The 15,231-nt window shown below is 71.5% G+C and carries 12 protein-coding genes; 4 read left to right on the top strand and 8 right to left on the bottom strand.

Annotation, left to right across the window (positions count from 1 at the left end; all coding sequences use genetic code 11):
* Positions 1-46: 46 nt before the first annotated feature.
* The 6 genes from ACBI99_RS07455 to ACBI99_RS07430 form a co-directional block, all read right to left on the bottom strand.
* Positions 47-1,495, bottom strand: a complete 1,449-nt coding sequence (locus ACBI99_RS07455) for an extracellular solute-binding protein (RefSeq protein ID WP_219508705.1) — start codon at positions 1,493-1,495, stop codon at positions 47-49.
* On the bottom strand, positions 1,492-2,805 hold the full coding sequence (locus tag ACBI99_RS07450; protein WP_375071953.1) for a nucleotide disphospho-sugar-binding domain-containing protein: 1,314 nt from the start codon (positions 2,803-2,805) through the stop codon (positions 1,492-1,494). The genes ACBI99_RS07455 and ACBI99_RS07450 overlap by 4 nt, the downstream gene beginning before the upstream one ends.
* A gap of 16 nt (positions 2,806-2,821) precedes the next feature.
* Positions 2,822-4,678 carry an ATP-binding cassette domain-containing protein gene (locus ACBI99_RS07445; protein ID WP_375071952.1) on the bottom strand — a complete coding sequence of 619 codons (1,857 nt, stop codon included), beginning with the start codon at positions 4,676-4,678 and terminating at the stop codon, positions 2,822-2,824.
* Positions 4,679-4,759: 81 nt separating this feature from the next.
* Complete coding sequence (locus ACBI99_RS07440; RefSeq protein WP_357592986.1) at positions 4,760-6,394, bottom strand: MFS transporter; 1,635 nt, start codon at positions 6,392-6,394, stop codon at positions 4,760-4,762.
* Positions 6,395-6,435: 41 nt separating this feature from the next.
* Positions 6,436-7,806 carry a condensation domain-containing protein gene (locus tag ACBI99_RS07435; protein WP_357592988.1) on the bottom strand — a complete coding sequence of 457 codons (1,371 nt, stop codon included), beginning with the start codon at positions 7,804-7,806 and terminating at the stop codon, positions 6,436-6,438.
* 99 nt (positions 7,807-7,905) lie between these two features.
* A complete protein-coding gene (locus ACBI99_RS07430) occupies positions 7,906-9,219 on the bottom strand; it encodes a nucleotide sugar dehydrogenase (RefSeq protein WP_357592990.1) in 1,314 nt (437 codons plus the stop codon).
* A gap of 198 nt (positions 9,220-9,417) precedes the next feature.
* On the opposite strand from ACBI99_RS07430, the gene rfbH reads away from it, so the two are divergent.
* Positions 9,418-10,722 carry a lipopolysaccharide biosynthesis protein RfbH gene (gene rfbH, locus ACBI99_RS07425; RefSeq protein WP_219508699.1) on the top strand — a complete coding sequence of 435 codons (1,305 nt, stop codon included), beginning with the start codon at positions 9,418-9,420 and terminating at the stop codon, positions 10,720-10,722.
* Between the two features lie 49 nt (positions 10,723-10,771).
* Entirely contained in the window at positions 10,772-11,806 is a 1,035-nt protein-coding gene (locus ACBI99_RS07420; protein WP_219508698.1) for a glucose-1-phosphate thymidylyltransferase, read from the top strand.
* A 148-nt stretch (positions 11,807-11,954) separates the two neighbouring features.
* Here ACBI99_RS07420 and ACBI99_RS07415 read toward each other — a convergent pair whose 3' ends face one another.
* Complete coding sequence (locus tag ACBI99_RS07415) at positions 11,955-12,365, bottom strand: SgcJ/EcaC family oxidoreductase (RefSeq protein ID WP_219508697.1); 411 nt, start codon at positions 12,363-12,365, stop codon at positions 11,955-11,957.
* A 224-nt stretch (positions 12,366-12,589) separates the two neighbouring features.
* Here ACBI99_RS07415 and ACBI99_RS07410 point away from each other — a divergent pair, with 224 nt between their 5' ends.
* Positions 12,590-12,865 (top strand): phosphopantetheine-binding protein, encoded by a 276-nt coding sequence (locus ACBI99_RS07410; protein WP_246645785.1) that lies wholly within the window; start codon positions 12,590-12,592, stop codon positions 12,863-12,865.
* Between the two features lie 69 nt (positions 12,866-12,934).
* A complete protein-coding gene (locus ACBI99_RS07405) occupies positions 12,935-14,122 on the top strand; it encodes an acyl-CoA dehydrogenase family protein (RefSeq protein WP_219508695.1) in 1,188 nt (395 codons plus the stop codon).
* A gap of 50 nt (positions 14,123-14,172) precedes the next feature.
* Here the strand turns inward: ACBI99_RS07405 and ACBI99_RS07400 are convergent, their stop codons facing one another.
* The gene (locus ACBI99_RS07400) at positions 14,173-15,135 is read right to left on the bottom strand and encodes a prephenate dehydrogenase (RefSeq protein WP_357592994.1); all 963 of its coding nucleotides are present in this window, start codon (positions 15,133-15,135) and stop codon (positions 14,173-14,175) included.
* Positions 15,136-15,231 lie beyond the last annotated feature (96 nt).

Genomic DNA, 15,231 nt, shown 5'->3' with positions numbered 1-15,231 from the left:
CCGCTGCCGATCCGATCGGCAGCGGCCCTTCTCCCTCGCCCGGGTATCAGCGGTTCAGCTTGAGCTGCACCACCTTCTCCAGGTCGGCGGCCGAGTAGTCGCGCCCCGCCGAGGCGGTGCTGAACGACTCCACGGCCAGGCTGTGCCCAGGGCTCGTCGCCGGGTTGCGGAAGCCCGTGCCGATCGCGTACGCGTTGTACTCGTCCAGCAGCTTCTGCGCCTCCGCGGTGGCGGCCGTGAAGCGCGCCAGCGGGTCGGCCCCCCGCGTCAGCACGTCGTCCATCGCCCGCGTCATGACGTCCTGGTTGCCGGCGAAGTCGCCGAACAGCGCGCCCCGCGACACCGGCACCGGCCCGCCGCCGGGCAGCGCCCGGCTGGGGTACCTGCTGACGTGCTCGTAGCCGAGCCGGTGGTACGGGTGCTGGTCGAACCAGCCCTCGTCCTCCAGCAGCCGGTAGGAGGCGTGCGTGATCGGGATGAAGCTGCTGAACTTGTGCCGGTCGGCCGCGTTGCGCGGATTGTGCAGGAACTGGATGAGCGCGAGCGCGCCGTCCTGCGTGTCCGCGTCGAGGCCGTTCGCCAGCCACAGCGACGTGCCCGCCACCGCGTTGCCCACGTACGGCACCTCGCCGTTGTACGGGAAGACCCCCACCTCGACGTCGAACCCGTTCTTGTGCGCCGCCTGCACCATGTAGTTGACATCGTTGGACGAGGTCAGCCGGATCGCCACGTCACGCTCGGCGAAGGCCCGGAACGTGCCCGCCCAGTCGGGGATCTTGCCGGTGTAGAGACAGTGGCCGCGCGCGTGCAGCCGCCGCCACCACTCCACCCACGCCAGCATCTCCTCCGAGGCCAGGTACGCCGTGGTGGCCCGCCCCGACCGGCCGTTGTCGTTGTCCACCAGCAGCCCGCCCTGCGTGGCCAGCGCCTGCTGGAAGAACGTGCCGTGGTTGGACCAGGTGATGGGGAACGCCGGCCGGTCGCCGCGCAGCCCGGCGATCCGCTCGCACACCTCGTCGACCTCGGCCCACGTCTGCGGCAGCTCCGTCACGCCGGCCGCCCGCAGCATCCCCTTGTTGGCGAACAGCAGGCTCGTCGTGCCGCCGGACGGCATCGAGGTGAGATCCCCGTCGAGCGAGTAGTACTCGCGGAAGGCCGGCAGCAGGTCGTCGATCACCACCGGCTCGCCCAGGATCTCCGTCCGGCCGCCGATCGCCCGCTCCAGCGACGTGAACACCGGCTCCCCGTCGGGCCCGATCAGGTCGCGGGCGGCCTGGCCCATGTAGAAGTAGTACTCGGCCACGGCCGGCCGCTGCCCGCTCGCCGCCGCCTGCGCGACCTGCAGCGGGAAGGTCCAGAAGTCCTTGCCCTCGATGTTCACCTCGTAGTCGGGATGGGCCCGCTCGAAGTCCCTGCCCTGCTCCCGCCACCGGTCCATCCACCCGGGAAAGGTCAGGTCCGGCACCCACACGTCCAGCACGATCTTCTTCTTCATGCGATCCCCCGGTGTTGCGCGGTCAGCTTCTCCAGGTCGGGCACGATGTCCGACGGGCTCGGGCGGTCCAGCCACTCCTCGTGCAGGGCGTCGGCGCCCGCCTTGTACGCCGGGTCCTCCAGGGTGCTGACGATCAGCGCGCGGACCTCCTCGGCGGACTGCTTCTGGTGGTCGAGCCGGAACCCGGCGCCCCGGCCGACGATGTACGAGGCGGCGATCGGCGACAGGATGTGCCGCTCGGGGATGACGCTGCCGCCCTCCTCGGTGAACTCCAGGCGCTGAGACTCGTCCGTGTCGGCGATGATCTGCGGCACGTTGGCGGCGACGGAGGCCCAGAACGTGCCGCTGGAGCCGTGGTTGATGCTGGCCGAGCAGGTCGGCAGCAACTGCGAGAGCGGCACGTAGTCCACGACGCGGACGTTGTCCGGGATCGGCGGCAGGCCGACGAGCTGGTTGGCGTCGAGCGTGGCGACGAGCTCTACGTCGAGGTCGGCCACCGCCTCCAGGATCTTCGGGGTGCGCCATTCGCCCTGGTGGTAGGTGCGGGTCGACAGGCCCAGCGACAGGGCGATCCGGGGCCGCTCGGGCGGCCCGTACAGCCAGGAGGGTTTGACGCCGCCGCCGTTGTACGGGATCCAGCGCACCGGCAGCGACGTGAGCGTGGTCGAGACGCGCATCTCGGGCGGCAGCGGGTCCACCGTCCACTGGCCGAGCAGCAGCTCCTCGTCCACCTCGACGCCGTAGCGCTCGGCCAGCGGGCGGACCGCGTCGGCCAGCGGGTTGCCGGCGGCGGCCGGGCCGCGGGCGGCGAACAGCTCGGTGGCCCAGCCGCTGTAGTCGGGGCCCATGATGACGCGCGCGTGCGCCGCGCCGGCCGCGCGCGCCGCCACGGCGCCGCCGGGGAACCACGGGTCCCACAGCACCAGGTCGGGCCGCCAGGCGAGCGCGAACTCCACCAGCGCCACGTTGTCCGCGCTCGGCTCCGGCGGCAGGTGGTACTTGGCCGCCGACAGCAGGAACTGGTAGAAGACGTCCCAGCTGTCGCGGTCGGCCGGGGAGACGCCCAGCTCCGCCGCCAGCCGGTCTATCTCGGGCACGTTCGGCGCCAGGTCGGGCCGGGCCCAGCCCTGCGCGGTCGTCTCCGGGACGCCGCACACCACCGCCGTCAGCCCGGCGGCGGTGATGTCGTCCTCGGCGCCCGGCGGGCACGCGATGACGACCTCGTGCCCGGCGGTCTGCAGCGCGTGGGCGTACGGGACGGCCGGGAACAGATGGCATCTCTGGGGCCAGACGGTGAGCATCACTCGCATGGAGGCTCCTTGGGATCTAGAGATGTGCGTGGGTCGACCGGTAGCGCCTCAGGTGCTCGCCGGTGAGGGAGTCGGGGGACTGCAGGAGTTCCAGCGGGGTCCCGGTGAACACGATGCGGCCGCCGTCCTTGCCGCCGTCGGGGCCCAGGTCGATGACGTGGTCCGCCTGCTGGACGACGTCCAGGTTGTGCTCGATGGCCACCACGGTGTCGCCCTGGCGGACCAGCGTGTCGAGGAGCGTGAGCAGGGTGGTGATGTCTGACATGTGCAGGCCGGTGGTGGGCTCGTCCAGGACGTAGACGGTGCCGGTGCGGTGCAGTTGCGCGGCCAGCTTGATGCGCTGCAGCTCGCCGCCCGACAGCGTGCTGAGCGGCTGCCCGAGCGTCAGGTAGTCGAGGCCGACGTCCGTGAGCGCCCGCAGCTTGCGGCGCAGCGCGGGCTGCGTGAACGCGTCGACGGCCTGCTCGGCGGGCAGCGCCAGCACGTCGGCGATGGACCTGCCGTCGAGCCGGTGCGCGAGCACGTCCTGGTGGAACCTGCTGCCGTCGCAGGCGGTGCAGCGGACGGTGACCGGGTCCATGTAGGCGAGCTCGGTGATGATGACGCCGCGGCCCTGGCACTCGGCGCAGGCTCCCTCGGAGTTGAAGCTGAACAGGCTCGCCGGCTGCCCGCTGGCCTGCGCGAACAGCTTCCTGATCGGGTCCATCAGGCCCAGGTACGTGGCGGGCGTGGAGCGGGCGGAGGCGGCGATGGGCGACTGGTCGACGTAGACGGCCTCGGGGTACGCGCGGGTGAACACGTCGGCGATCAGCGTGCTCTTGCCCGAGCCCGCGACGCCGGTGACCACGGTCAGCACGCCGAGGGGGATGTCCACCGACACGTCCTTGAGGTTGTGCAGGGTGGCCCCGGTGATCGGCAGGACGCCGCGCGGCTGCCGGAACTCGGTCTTCATCGTGGTCGCCGCGCGCAGGCCCCGGCCGGTGGGCGTGTCGGCCTCGCGCAGCCCCGCGAACGAGCCGGTGTAGACGATCTCGCCGCCGTGCGCGCCCGCCCCGCCCTCGGAGATGAACCGCTGGATCGTCTCGCGGGTCCGCTCGCTGGTCTTGCTCATGTCACGCTTGACGCCCAGCCGGGTGAACCGGTCGAGCAGGCCCTCGTAGTTCGTCTTGTACGAGCCGCTCTTCGTGGTGAGCTGGACCTTGCCGCCGGTGCCGTGGAGGAAGAAGTCCATCTCCTCCTGCGTGTAGTCGCGCACCGGCTTGGCCGGGTCGAGCTTGCCGCTGTTGGCGTACAGCTGCCAGTCGGGGGTGCCGACGCCGTAGCCGGGGACCAGGATCGCGCCGTCGGCCAGCGACTTGTCGCGGTCCAGCATCAGGTCGACGTCGGCGCGGACGCTGCGGCCGAGGCCGTCGCAGCCGGTGCACATGCCGCGCGGGTTGTTGAAGGAGTACGTCGAGGCCAGGCCGTCGGTCGGCGTGCCGTAGCGGGCGAACAGGGACCGGATGACCGAGTAGATGTCGGTGATCGTCCCCACCGTGGAGCGGGCGTTGCCGCCGAGCGGCTTCTGGTCCACGACGACCGGCGGCGTGAGGTTCTCGATCGCGTCGGCCAGCGGGCGCTCGTACTTGGGCAGCTGGTTGCGGATGAACCACGGGTAGGTGCCGTTGAGCTGCCGCTGAGCCTCCACCGCCACGGTGTCGAAGACGATGGACGACTTGCCCGATCCCGACACGCCGGTGAAGACGGTGATCTGGTTCTTCGGGATGGTGAGGGACACGTCCTTGAGGTTGTGCTCCCGCGCCCCGGTGATCCTGATGACGTCGAGGCTGGGGGAGACGGCCGGCGCGGGGGCCGGGTCTGCTGTGACGCTCACTGGTGCTCCTGTTCCTGCGGCGCGGGAGACACGGTGATCCGGCCGAGGTGTTCCGATCCCCGGCCGGATCACTGGCCCGCGCTACTTGGCTGCGGTCTCGGCCACCGGCTGGTCCGCCCCGGCGGGGGCGGCGCCGGGCTCGCCGGCCTGCTCGCCGTCGCCCGCCTGCTCGCCGCCGTCCGGCTGGTCGCCGGTGGGCGGGGCGTGCCGGAGCGCGACGGCGGCCACGGTGGCCAGGACGAGCGCGACGACGGCGCTGGCGACGGCGGTGGAGTTCATCGCCGAGGTGAACGCCTCGCGGGCGGCGGTGAGCAGCTGCGCCGCCACCGGCCCCGTCACCTGCTCGACGGCCGTGTAGGCGCCGGCGATGCTCTCCTGGGCGGTCCGCGCCGCCTCGGCGGGCACGCCCGCGGGCAGGCCGCCGCTGAGGCTGCTCTGGTAGACGGCGGTGCCGACGCTGCCCATGACCGCGATGCCGAACGCGATGCCGAACTCGCCGCTGGTCTCCGACATCGCCGACGCCGACCCGGCCTTCTCCGGCGGCACGGACCCGATGATGAGCCCGGTGCCGAGCGCGCCCATCGGGCCCGCGCCGAGCGAGCTGACGATGAGGCCGGTGACCAGCAGCGCGACGCCCGCCGAGCTGCCGACCTGGGTCAGCAGCAGGTAGCCGACCGCGGTGACCACGAGGCCGCCGGCGATCACGTACCCGGGCCTGATCTTGCGGGCGACGGCGGGGGCCGCCATCACGCCGAAGATGGTGGCGATGGTCGAGGGCACCAGCCAGGCGCCCGCCTGCAGCGGCGAGAGGCCCTCGACCGTCTGCAGGTAGAGGTTGACCAGCAGGTACGTGCCGCTCATGATGCCGCCGCCCACCATGATCACCAGGGCGGCGCTGAACGAGCGGTTGGCGAACAGCCGCAGGTCGAGCAGCGGGCTGGCGAGGCTGCGCTGGCGCTGCACGAACAGCACGCCGACGATGAGGCCGACGGCGACGGCGGTGATGTTCACCGGCTGCCAGCCGCTCCTGGCGACCTCCTTGAGCCCGTAGATGACGGGCAGGATCGCGCCGAGCGACAGGGCCACGCTGACCAGGTCGACCCGGCCGCTCTCGGCGTCGCGGTATTCGGGCAGCAGCTTCGGCCCCGCCAGCAGGAGCAGCGCCATGACCGGCACGCCCAGAAGGAAGACCGAGCCCCACCAGAAGTTCACCAGCAGCACGCCGCCGACGACGGGGCCGATCGCCATGCCGCCCATGAAGCAGCTCATCCACACGGCGATGGCGACGCCCATCTGCTGGGGGTTCTTGAACATCACGCCGAGCAGCGACATGGTGGACGGCATCAGCGTGGCGCCGGCGATGCCCATGAGCGCCCGGGAGACGATCAGCATCTCCGCGCTGGTCGAGTACGCGGCGGCCACGGAGGCGGCGGCGAACGCGACGGCGCCGATCAGCAGCAGTCTGCGCCGGCCGACCCGGTCGCCCACCGTGCCCATCGTGACCAGGAACCCGGCGATCAGGAAGCCGTAGATATCGGTGATCCAGAGCTGCTGGGTCGCGCTCGCGCCCAGGTCCTGGCTCAGGTGCGGCAGCGCCAGGTACAGCGCGCTCATGTCCAGCGACAGCAGCAGGGTCGGCAGGGCCAGTACGGCCAGGCCGATCCACTCCTTGCGACCGGCCCGCACATCGGACCCGGCGCCGGAGCTCACATCCATGGGAGATCCTTCCGTCTGGGGGGTTTCCAGGGCCCTCGGCCCTAGTGCAGGGGGGAATCCGGAGTGGTGACGACGGCTCGCAGGACGGTGGTGAACTCCGAGGCCCAGGCGGCCATCGTGTCCGGGTTCCACAGGTTGGTGTTGTAGCCGAGAGTGCCGATGATCTCCCCGGCCGGTGTGATGTTGAGCTCGCACAGCGCGCCGTCCGGGATGTCGCCGCCGGACGGCTGCGACAGCAGGCGGGGCACCTCGGCGTACTCGACGTCGCCGACGCGCTCGCCGTTCATCGCGAACGGCGAGTGGAAGACCTGGAACAGGAACAGCCCGCCGTCGTCGGCCGCCGCCGTGCTCATGAGCTGCGGGGCCTGCGCGACGATCTGCGAGAACGGGATGTCGTGCGCGTAGCTCTCCAGGCAGCTCGCCCGCACGAGCCGGGCCACGTCGCCGAACGTGTCGCAGCCCGTCAGGTCGGTGCGCAGCGGCACGAAGTTGAAGAACGACCCGACGGTCTGGTGGAAGCGCATCGCGGTGCGCCCGGTGGTGAACGTCGGCACCACGACGTCGCTGACGCCGGTGATGCGGCGCAGCACGATCGCGTGGGCGGCGAACAGGACCATGAACGGCGAGCAGCGCAGCTTCGCCGCCGCCTTCCTCGTCGCGGCGCTCAGCTCGGCGCCGACGGTGAAGCGGTGCCAGCCGGTGGTCTTGGGCAGCCCGGCCGAGCGGGGGTGGTCGGTGGGGAAGGTGAGCATCTCGGCGCCGCTCAGCTTCTCCCGCCAGAACGCGCGTGCCCCGTCGAGCTCGTCGGAGGCGGCCCGCTCCCGCTCCCACGCCGCGTACTCGCGGTACTGCGGCGGCGGGGGCGGCAGCTCCACCGGGTGCCCGCGCCGGACGGCGTAGCAGAGCGCCACCTCGCGCATGATCACGTGCATCGACCACGCGTCGGCGGCGGTGTGATGGACGGCCAGCACGAGCACCGCGTCGGCCGAATCGAAGCGGCCGAGCACGGCGCGCAGCAGCGGCACCGACGTCGCGCTGTAGGAGCCGGACTCCACCTCGTTGACCAGCTCGCTCGCCCGCAGGTCACGCGCGTCCGCGCCGGTGTCCGACAGGTCGCGCACCTCCAGCTCCACCGGTCCCGGCGGCATGATCCGCTGGTGGCTGTCGCCGGGCTCGCGGACGAGCAGCGTCCGCAGCGCCTCGTGCCGCGCCACGACGTCGCCCAGGGCCGCCCGCAGCGTCCCGTCGTCGACCTCGCCGCGCACCCGGCAGGCGTAGAAGATGTTGTACGCCGGTCCGAACGGCCCCGAGTCGTCACCCTCGTCGAAGACGGACAGGAATTCCTGGTTGAGGGAAAGCGGAACGCGGCTCACCGGCTCGCTCGGCGTGTTCAGGATTTCGGTGACGCTCACCACGGGTCCCTTCACTGAAATTCGCCGCAAGGCGCGTCCCGGACGGACTGAAAGAATATCCGCGACGCACTTTCCGGACTTATTCTGGATTGCTGTCTTTCACCGGCCGATGCCCAGGTAGAGGTAACCGAGCCGGCGCAGTTCGGCGATCTTTTCCTTGCTGTAGTAGGCCCGGCCGTCGAGAATGAGGCAGTTGCCCGCCACCGGCAGCGCCGCGTAGTCGATGTCCGCGAAGTCGTGGTGGTTCGCCATGATGGCCACGCAGTCGGCGTCGCGGACCGTCTCGTCGAGGGACTCGGTCGGGGCGATGCCGAACAGCGTCTCGGCCTGGAACGGGTCGACCAGCGGATCGTGCAGCCTGACCGTCGCGCCGGCCTTGAGCAGGGCGGTGACGACGCCCTCGACGGGGGTCGCGCGCAGGTCGCCGGTGTTGTTCTTGAAGGCCGCGCCCAGGATGGCGACGGTCGCCGTGGCCGGGTCCTTGCCCTGGCCGACCAGCGTGTCGATGATGAGCTGGCTGGCGTGCTCGGGCATGCCGAGGTTGACCTTGCGGCCGGTCGGCGGCGTGTGGAGCTCGACGCCGCGGCGGCGGGCGGCGTGCCAGACCATCCACGGGTCCTTGACCAGGCACGAGCCGCCGACCCCCACACTGGGCAGCAGGATGTTGACCTTGCTCTTGCCCTTGGTGATCGTGTTCGCGGCGGCGATCACGTCCAGGACGTCGACGTCGTAGGCGGCGCAGAACTTGGCCAGCTCGTTGGCCAGCGCGATGTTGAGGTCGATCCACCAGTTGTCGGCCAGCTTGACGATCTCGGCAGCCTCGGGGGAGTCCTGGGTGATCACCTCGACGCCGAGCGCCTGCCGCCAGAACAGGGCGGCGTCCGCCGTGCTGTCGTCGTCGACGCCGCCCACCACGATCGGCAGCGAGCGCAGCTCCCGCAGCGCGGTCCCCTCGGCGAACCGCTCCGGGGTGAAGGCGAGGTTGAAGTCCACGCCGCAGGCCAGGCCGCCGCCCTCCAGCAGCGGCCGGACGAAGTCGCGCGTCGTGCCGGGCGGGACCGTGCTCTTGACCAGCACGAGCTGCCCGGCCCGCAGATGGCGGCCCACCTGCTCGGACGCCTGCCCGAGCTGGTCCTCCACCATGGAGCCGTCGGTGCGCACCGGCGTGCCGACCGCCAGCAGCAGCACGTCGGCGTCGCGGACCGCCGCGAAACTCGTCGTCAGCCGCAGCCGGCCGGCCATGATGGCGGCCTCCAGCAGCGGGGCCAGGCCGTCCTCCTGATAGCGGCAGTGGCCCTCGGTCAATTCGTCGATCAGCCTGGCGTTGGTGTCGATGCCGATCACGTCCCACCCGCGCTCGGCGAGGATGGCGGCGTAACAGGAGCCGACGTAGCCGAGTCCGATGACCGCCACTTTCGGCTGCTCGTTTTCCCGCAGGCATCGCATGAACGTTCCCCCTTTAGGGCGACCGGTCGAAATTCCTGTTGCCAGCACAACGCAATTCCCGGCGGCGCGCATCTTGTGGGTTGCCTGGCCGGGCGCAATACAGGAGATGCGACGGGAATGGAGGTGGCCGATGCTGTGGAGTGGTGCATCGACGAAGGGCGTGAGATGAACGAACACAAGGCGTTGATCCTCGACGAGGTGCGTAAATACCACGCCGATGTGGCACCCTCCGGGGATTTCGAGCCGGGCGTCACCGAGATCTGGCCCACCGGGGCGGTGCACGACGTGGCGGACCGGCTGGCGCTGGTCGAGGCCGCCCTCGACCTCCGCGTCGCCGGCGGCACCAGGGCCAGGAAGTTCGAATCGGTCTTCGCGCGCAAGATGAAGCGGCGCAAGGCGCACCTGACCAACTCGGGCTCCTCCGCCAACCTGCTGGCGGTGTCGGCGCTGACCTCCCACCGGCTGGAGGACGCCCGGCTGCGGCCCGGCGACGAGGTGATCACCGTCGCGGCGGCGTTCCCGACCACGGTCAACCCGATCCTGCAGAACGGGCTCGTCCCCGTCTACGTGGACGTGGAGCTCGGCACGTACAACCCGACCGTCGACATGGTCGCCCGGGCCATCGGCCCGAAGACGCGCGCCATCATGATCGCGCACACCGTCGGCAACCCGTTCGCCGTCGCCGAGATGGCCGAACTGGCCGCCGAGCACGAGCTCTTCCTCATCGAGGACAGCTGCGACGCCGTCGGCTCCACCTACGACGGCGAGCCCGTCGGCACCTTCGGCGACCTCACCACCGTGAGCTTCTACCCGGCCCACCACATGACGATGGGCGAGGGCGGCTGCGTGCTGACCTCCAGCCTGCTGCTGTCACGCATCGTCGAATCGCTGCGCGACTGGGGCCGCGACTGCTGGTGCGAGCCCGGCGAGAGCAACACGTGCCTGAAGAGGTTCAACTACCAGATGGGCACGCTGCCGCACGGCTACGACCACAAGTACATCTACTCGCACGTCGGCTACAACCTGAAGATCACCGAGCTGCAGGCCGCGCTCGGCCTGAGCCAGCTCGGCAAGCTCGACGACTTCTGCGCCGCCCGCCGCCACAACTGGCGCCGGCTGCGCGAGGGCCTCGAAGGCGTCCCGCACCTGATCCTGCCCGAGGCCACCCCCCGCTCCGACCCGAGCTGGTACGGCTTCGTCCTCACCGTCGACCCGGCCGCGCCGTTCGACGCCAAGGAACTCGTGGACTTCCTGGAGGACCGCAAGATCGGCACTCGCCGCCTCTTCGCCGGCAACCTGCTGCGCCACCCCGCCTACCTCGACCGCGACCACCGCGTGGTGGGCGAGCTGACCAACACCGACATCATCACCACCCACACCTTCCACGTCGGCGTGTACCCCGGACTGACCGACCAGATGATCGACTACGTGGTCGCGTCGATCAAGGAGTTCGTCGCCGCGCGCGGATGACCGTGTGACAGAAGCCGAGAAGGTGATTCCTCATGGGCCGGACCGACGCATGAAGGCCTTGGTGCTGTCCGGCGGGTCCGGCACCCGTCTGCGTCCCTTCAGCTACTCGATGCCGAAACAGCTCATCCCCATCGCCAACCGTCCCGTGCTGGAGCACGTGCTGGTGAACATCCGCGACCTGGGCGTGACCGAGATCGGCGTCGTCGTCGGCTCCTGGGCCGCGGAGATCGCCGCGGTCGTCGGGGACGGCTCGTCGCTCGGCCTGCGCGTCACCTACATCCGGCAGGACGAGCCGCTCGGGCTGGCCCACGCCGTGCGGCTGGCCCGCGGCTTCCTCGGCGACGACGACTTCGTGCTCTACCTGGGCGACATCATGCTGCCCGACGGCGTCGCCGGCGTCGCCGCCGACTTCCGCGCCCGGCGGCCCGCCGCGCACGTCGTCGCCCAGCGGGTGCCGGACCCGAGGGCGTTCGGCGTCGTCGAGCTCGGGCCCGGCGGGAACGTGCGGCGGCTCGTCGAGAAGCCGCGCCACCCGCGCAGCGACCTCGCCATGGTGGGCGTGTACTTCTTCACCGCCGCCGTGCACGAGGCCGTCGACGCCATCGCCCCCAGCCGGCGCGGCGAGCTGGAGATCACCGACGCCGTCCAGTGGCTCGTCTCCCACGGGCGGCCCGTCCGGGCGACCGAGTACCAGGGCTTCTGGAAGGACACCGGCAAGCCCGACGACGTGCTGGAATGCAACCGGCGGCTGCTCGCCGAGCTCGGCGGCCGCGTCGAGCTCGGCCCCATGACCAGGACCACGCGCTCGCGCATCGAAGGGCCGGTCATCGTCGGGGCCAACACCGTCATCGAGGACTGCCTCATCGGGCCGAACGTCTCGATCGGCCGCGACTGCGTGCTGCGCGGGACCCGGCTGAGCGACTCCATCGTGCTCGACGGCGCCTCCATCCTGGAGGTGCCCGGCATGCACGGCTCCATCGTCGGCCGCTCGGCCGTCATCGAGCCGGCCGGCTCGCCCGCGATCCCGTACCGCCTGCTGGTCGGCGACAACACCCGCGTCGAGATCGCCCCCGTGGCCCGCTGACCCCCGGGCCCCCGTCCCCGGTACGGCCTCTCCCCCCGGGCGCGGGGGCGCGGCGTACTCCCGCACACGGGCGCGGGGGTGCGGCGCGCTCCCCGGACATGCGGCGACCGACCGGTGAGGCCGGTCGGTCGGGCGGGGGAGGAGCGGGTCAGGCTCCGACGGGGGTGTTCTGGTAGGCGGTGATGAGCCACTGGCCGTCCTGCTTGACCAGCACCCAGGTGGCGCGGACGGCCCGCTCGGGCGCGACCTCGCTCTCGCCGCCGGCGAGCACGCCGCCCTTGGTGACCAGCACCGCGGCGTCCGGGCCGAGGAACTTGGCCGACACGGGCTCGCCGAACACCCGCGTGCCCTTGAGCGGCCCGGCGTAGGCGGCGCTCATGTACGCCCGGATGCCCTCGCGGCCGGCGACGTAGACGTCACCGGGCAGGATCATGGTGGCGTCCTCGGTGAAGACGCCGGCGAAGGCGTCACCGTCGTTGGCGGCCCAGGCGGCGATGATGCGCCGCGGCACCTCGCGCACGGCGGTCGTGTCGTCGGCGGTGATCGTTGTGACGCTCATGGGATCGTCCTCCACTCAGCGGCTGATAAACACCCTCCGTGACCATAACTCCGCGCCCTTCGCCGCCTTTCTCCTGCCGTGCCGAAGGGCGCCGGCATTTTCCCGCATTCTCAAAGATGTACGCGCCGCCGCCGCCTGTGACGATATCCGCAAGAACCGGTATTCAGGGCGGGTATCCGTTCGCGGGCCCTTTCATTGGGGAATTCAGCAGTGGAGGACACCGGATGACTGACAATCGGGCAGGCGAGCTGAGTTTCGCTCTGATCGAGGAGAAGGTCGGAAAGATCTGGCGCACCGTCTTGGACGTGCCGGACGACATGGCCGACGCCACGTTCTTCGACCTGGAAGGCGAGTCGATCTCCGCGATCCGCATCGTGTCGCGCATCGAGGACGAGCTGGGCGTCGAGCTCGAGGTGGGTGACATCTTCGAGGAGGACCCCAACGTGGGCGCGCTGGTGCTCAGGGTCGCCGCCGCGGCGAAGGTCTCGTCCCTCGCCTGAACGCGCCGACGGCGCGAGCTTCTGACCGCTGGGACACGCGGCCCAGCCCCGAGGGAACAGTAGGAGGAAATGGTGGCGACGACGACCGAGGTTCCGGCGCGGGAAGAGCTGGTGAAGCGGGTGTCCGCGCTCGCGCCGGCGCTCCGGGCCAAGTCGGCCTGGAACGAGCAGAACCGGCGCCTCCACGAGGAGTCGATCGAGGCCCTGGCCGACGCCGGCGTCTTCAGGATGCGGGTCCCGGCCCGCTTCGGCGGCTACGAGTGCGACACGCGCACGCTGGTCGACGTGGGCGCGGAGCTGGGCCAGGCCGACGGGTCCACCGCGTGGACGGCGTCGGTCTACTGGATTCCGACGTGGATGGTCTGCCTGTTCCCGGACGAGGTGCAGGCCGAGGTGTTCTCGACGCCGGACGTGCGCGTCTGCGGCACGCTGAGCCCGTCCGCGATGGCGGCCCCGGCGAACGGCGGCGTGGTGGTCAACGGCAAGTGGGGGTTCGTCAGCGGCGCCTGGCACAGCCACTGGCAGGAGATCGTGGCCATCCAGGTGGGCCCGGACCAGGAGCCCATGCCCATCATGGCGCTGGTGCCCACGTCCGAGCTGAAGATCATCGACGACTGGCACACGACGGGGCTCCAGGGCACCGGCAGCGTCAGCACGGTGGCCGAGAACGTGTTCGTCCCGGCCGAGCGGGTGCTCCCGCTGCCGGCCGTCCTTCAGGAGCAGTACGCGTCGCGGCTGAACGCCGGCATCCCGATCTACCGGGCGCCGATGCTCCCCGTGGCCTCGGCCTCCTCGGTCGGCACGCTGCTGGGGCTGGCGAAGGCGGCGAAGACGGCGTTCCTGGAGCGCCTGCCCGGCCGCAAGATCACCTACACGGGCTACGAGCAGCAGAGCGAGGCGCCGCTCACCCATCTGCAGGTCGCCTCGGCCGCGCTGAAGATCGACCAGGCCCAGTTCCACGCGGAGCGGCTGGCCGCCACGGTCGACGGCAAGAGCGAGCGCGGCGAGGCGTGGACGCTGGAGGAGCGGGCCCGGGTCCGCGCCGACATGGGCGCGGTGTGCGCGCTGGCCAAGGAGGCCGCGGACATCTTCGCCTCGGCCAGCGGCGGCTCGTCCCTCTACTCCGACGTGCCGATCCAGCGCATCCTGCGGGACGTGCACAGCGCCAACCTGCACGCGCTCATGCACCCCAACACCAACACCGAGCTGTACGGCAGAGTCCTGTGCGGCCTGCCGCCGAACACGCTCTACATCTGACCGGCGTGCCCCGATGCCCCGCTGCCCTCCGGCGGCGGGGCATCCGCTCGTCACGCCGCTTCCAGACCGGCCGCCTCGGCGGGCTCGGCGGCCGCGGGGCCGCGGTCCCGGGCGGCGGGGGCGCAGGCGTCGACGATGAGCTCGCGGCCGAGGTTGCCGCGCACCAGCAGGTCGGCCACGACGCCCCAGCTCGTGCTTCCCTCCGGCGCCCGCAGTGCCTGCGCCACGGCGGTCAGGTCGTCCACGACCTCCTCCAGGACGCCGGCGACGGCGTCGGCGTTGTGCTCCAGGATGTCGATCCACAGCTCGGGCGGGCTGCCGGCCACCCGGGTCACGTCGTACAGCCCCCGGCCGGCCAGGGACAGCAGCTCCGGCTGCCCGGCCGCGTACGCGAACCGGGCGGCCAGCGCCGCCGACAGGACCAGCGGCGCGTGCGAGACCGCCGCGGCTGCCCTGTCGTGGGCGGGCGGCGACAGCAGCGTCACCTGCGCGCCGCAGGCGGCGACGAGGTCGGCCACGGCCCGCACCGCGTACAGGGCGGTGGCCGGGCACGGGCACAGCGCCCACTTGCGGCCGGTGAACAGCCCGGCTCGGGCGGCGGCCGCCCCCGGCGCCTCACGCCCGGCCATCGGGTGGCCGGGGACGTACCGGCTCAGGTCGCACCCGGCCAGCTCGGCGGTCGCCAGGATCCGCGCCTTGGTGCTGGCCACGTCGGTGTAGACGGCTCCCAGCTCTCTGGCCTGCGCGTCGCGCAGCACCTGGGGCACGGCGGACGGCGGGGTCGCGATGACCACGACGTCCGCGGGCGGCTCGTCGACGGTCAGCGGCGCGCCCGCCCCCAGGCGCACCGCCTCGGCCAGCGCACGCGGGTCGTGGTCGGCGAGCCGCACGCGGATCCCCTCGGCACGCAGCGCGAGCGCCACGGAGGTGCCGATCAGCCCGCACCCGATCACCGTGACCCGGCGGAGGGTGGATCGCGTGGTCCCGCTCGTCGTGGACGTCAAGATGGCCATGGTGACCGGTCCTTCCTCAGCATCGGTGCTTCCACTGCCATGCTGCGCCGGACCAGGGCCGAAAAGGGGGCGAGGTGACGTCCGCTTACTGCCGAC

The sequence above is a fragment of the Nonomuraea sp. ATR24 genome, from assembly GCF_041950485.1.
Taxonomy (GTDB): domain Bacteria; phylum Actinomycetota; class Actinomycetes; order Streptosporangiales; family Streptosporangiaceae; genus Nonomuraea; species Nonomuraea ceibae.
The sequence above is the reverse complement of the archived record's forward strand: the minus strand, read 5'-3'. Positions and strand labels throughout refer to the sequence as shown.

Bases quoted from the DNA above. Each gene is read 5' to 3' on its own strand.
- ACBI99_RS07455 (WP_219508705.1), bottom strand. From the start codon at position 1,495: ATGAAGAAGAAGATCGTGCTGGACGTGTGGGTGCCGGACCTGACCTTT.
- ACBI99_RS07450 (WP_375071953.1), bottom strand. From the start codon at position 2,805: ATGCGAGTGATGCTCACCGTCTGGCCCCAGAGATGCCATCTGTTCCCG.
- ACBI99_RS07440 (WP_357592986.1), bottom strand. From the start codon at position 6,394: ATGGATGTGAGCTCCGGCGCCGGGTCCGATGTGCGGGCCGGTCGCAAG.
- rfbH (WP_219508699.1), top strand. From the start codon at position 9,418: ATGAACGAACACAAGGCGTTGATCCTCGACGAGGTGCGTAAATACCAC.
- ACBI99_RS07420 (WP_219508698.1), top strand. From the start codon at position 10,772: ATGAAGGCCTTGGTGCTGTCCGGCGGGTCCGGCACCCGTCTGCGTCCC.
- ACBI99_RS07415 (WP_219508697.1), bottom strand. From the start codon at position 12,365: ATGAGCGTCACAACGATCACCGCCGACGACACGACCGCCGTGCGCGAG.
- ACBI99_RS07410 (WP_246645785.1), top strand. From the start codon at position 12,590: ATGACTGACAATCGGGCAGGCGAGCTGAGTTTCGCTCTGATCGAGGAG.
- ACBI99_RS07405 (WP_219508695.1), top strand. From the start codon at position 12,935: ATGGTGGCGACGACGACCGAGGTTCCGGCGCGGGAAGAGCTGGTGAAG.
- ACBI99_RS07400 (WP_357592994.1), bottom strand. From the start codon at position 15,135: ATGGCCATCTTGACGTCCACGACGAGCGGGACCACGCGATCCACCCTC.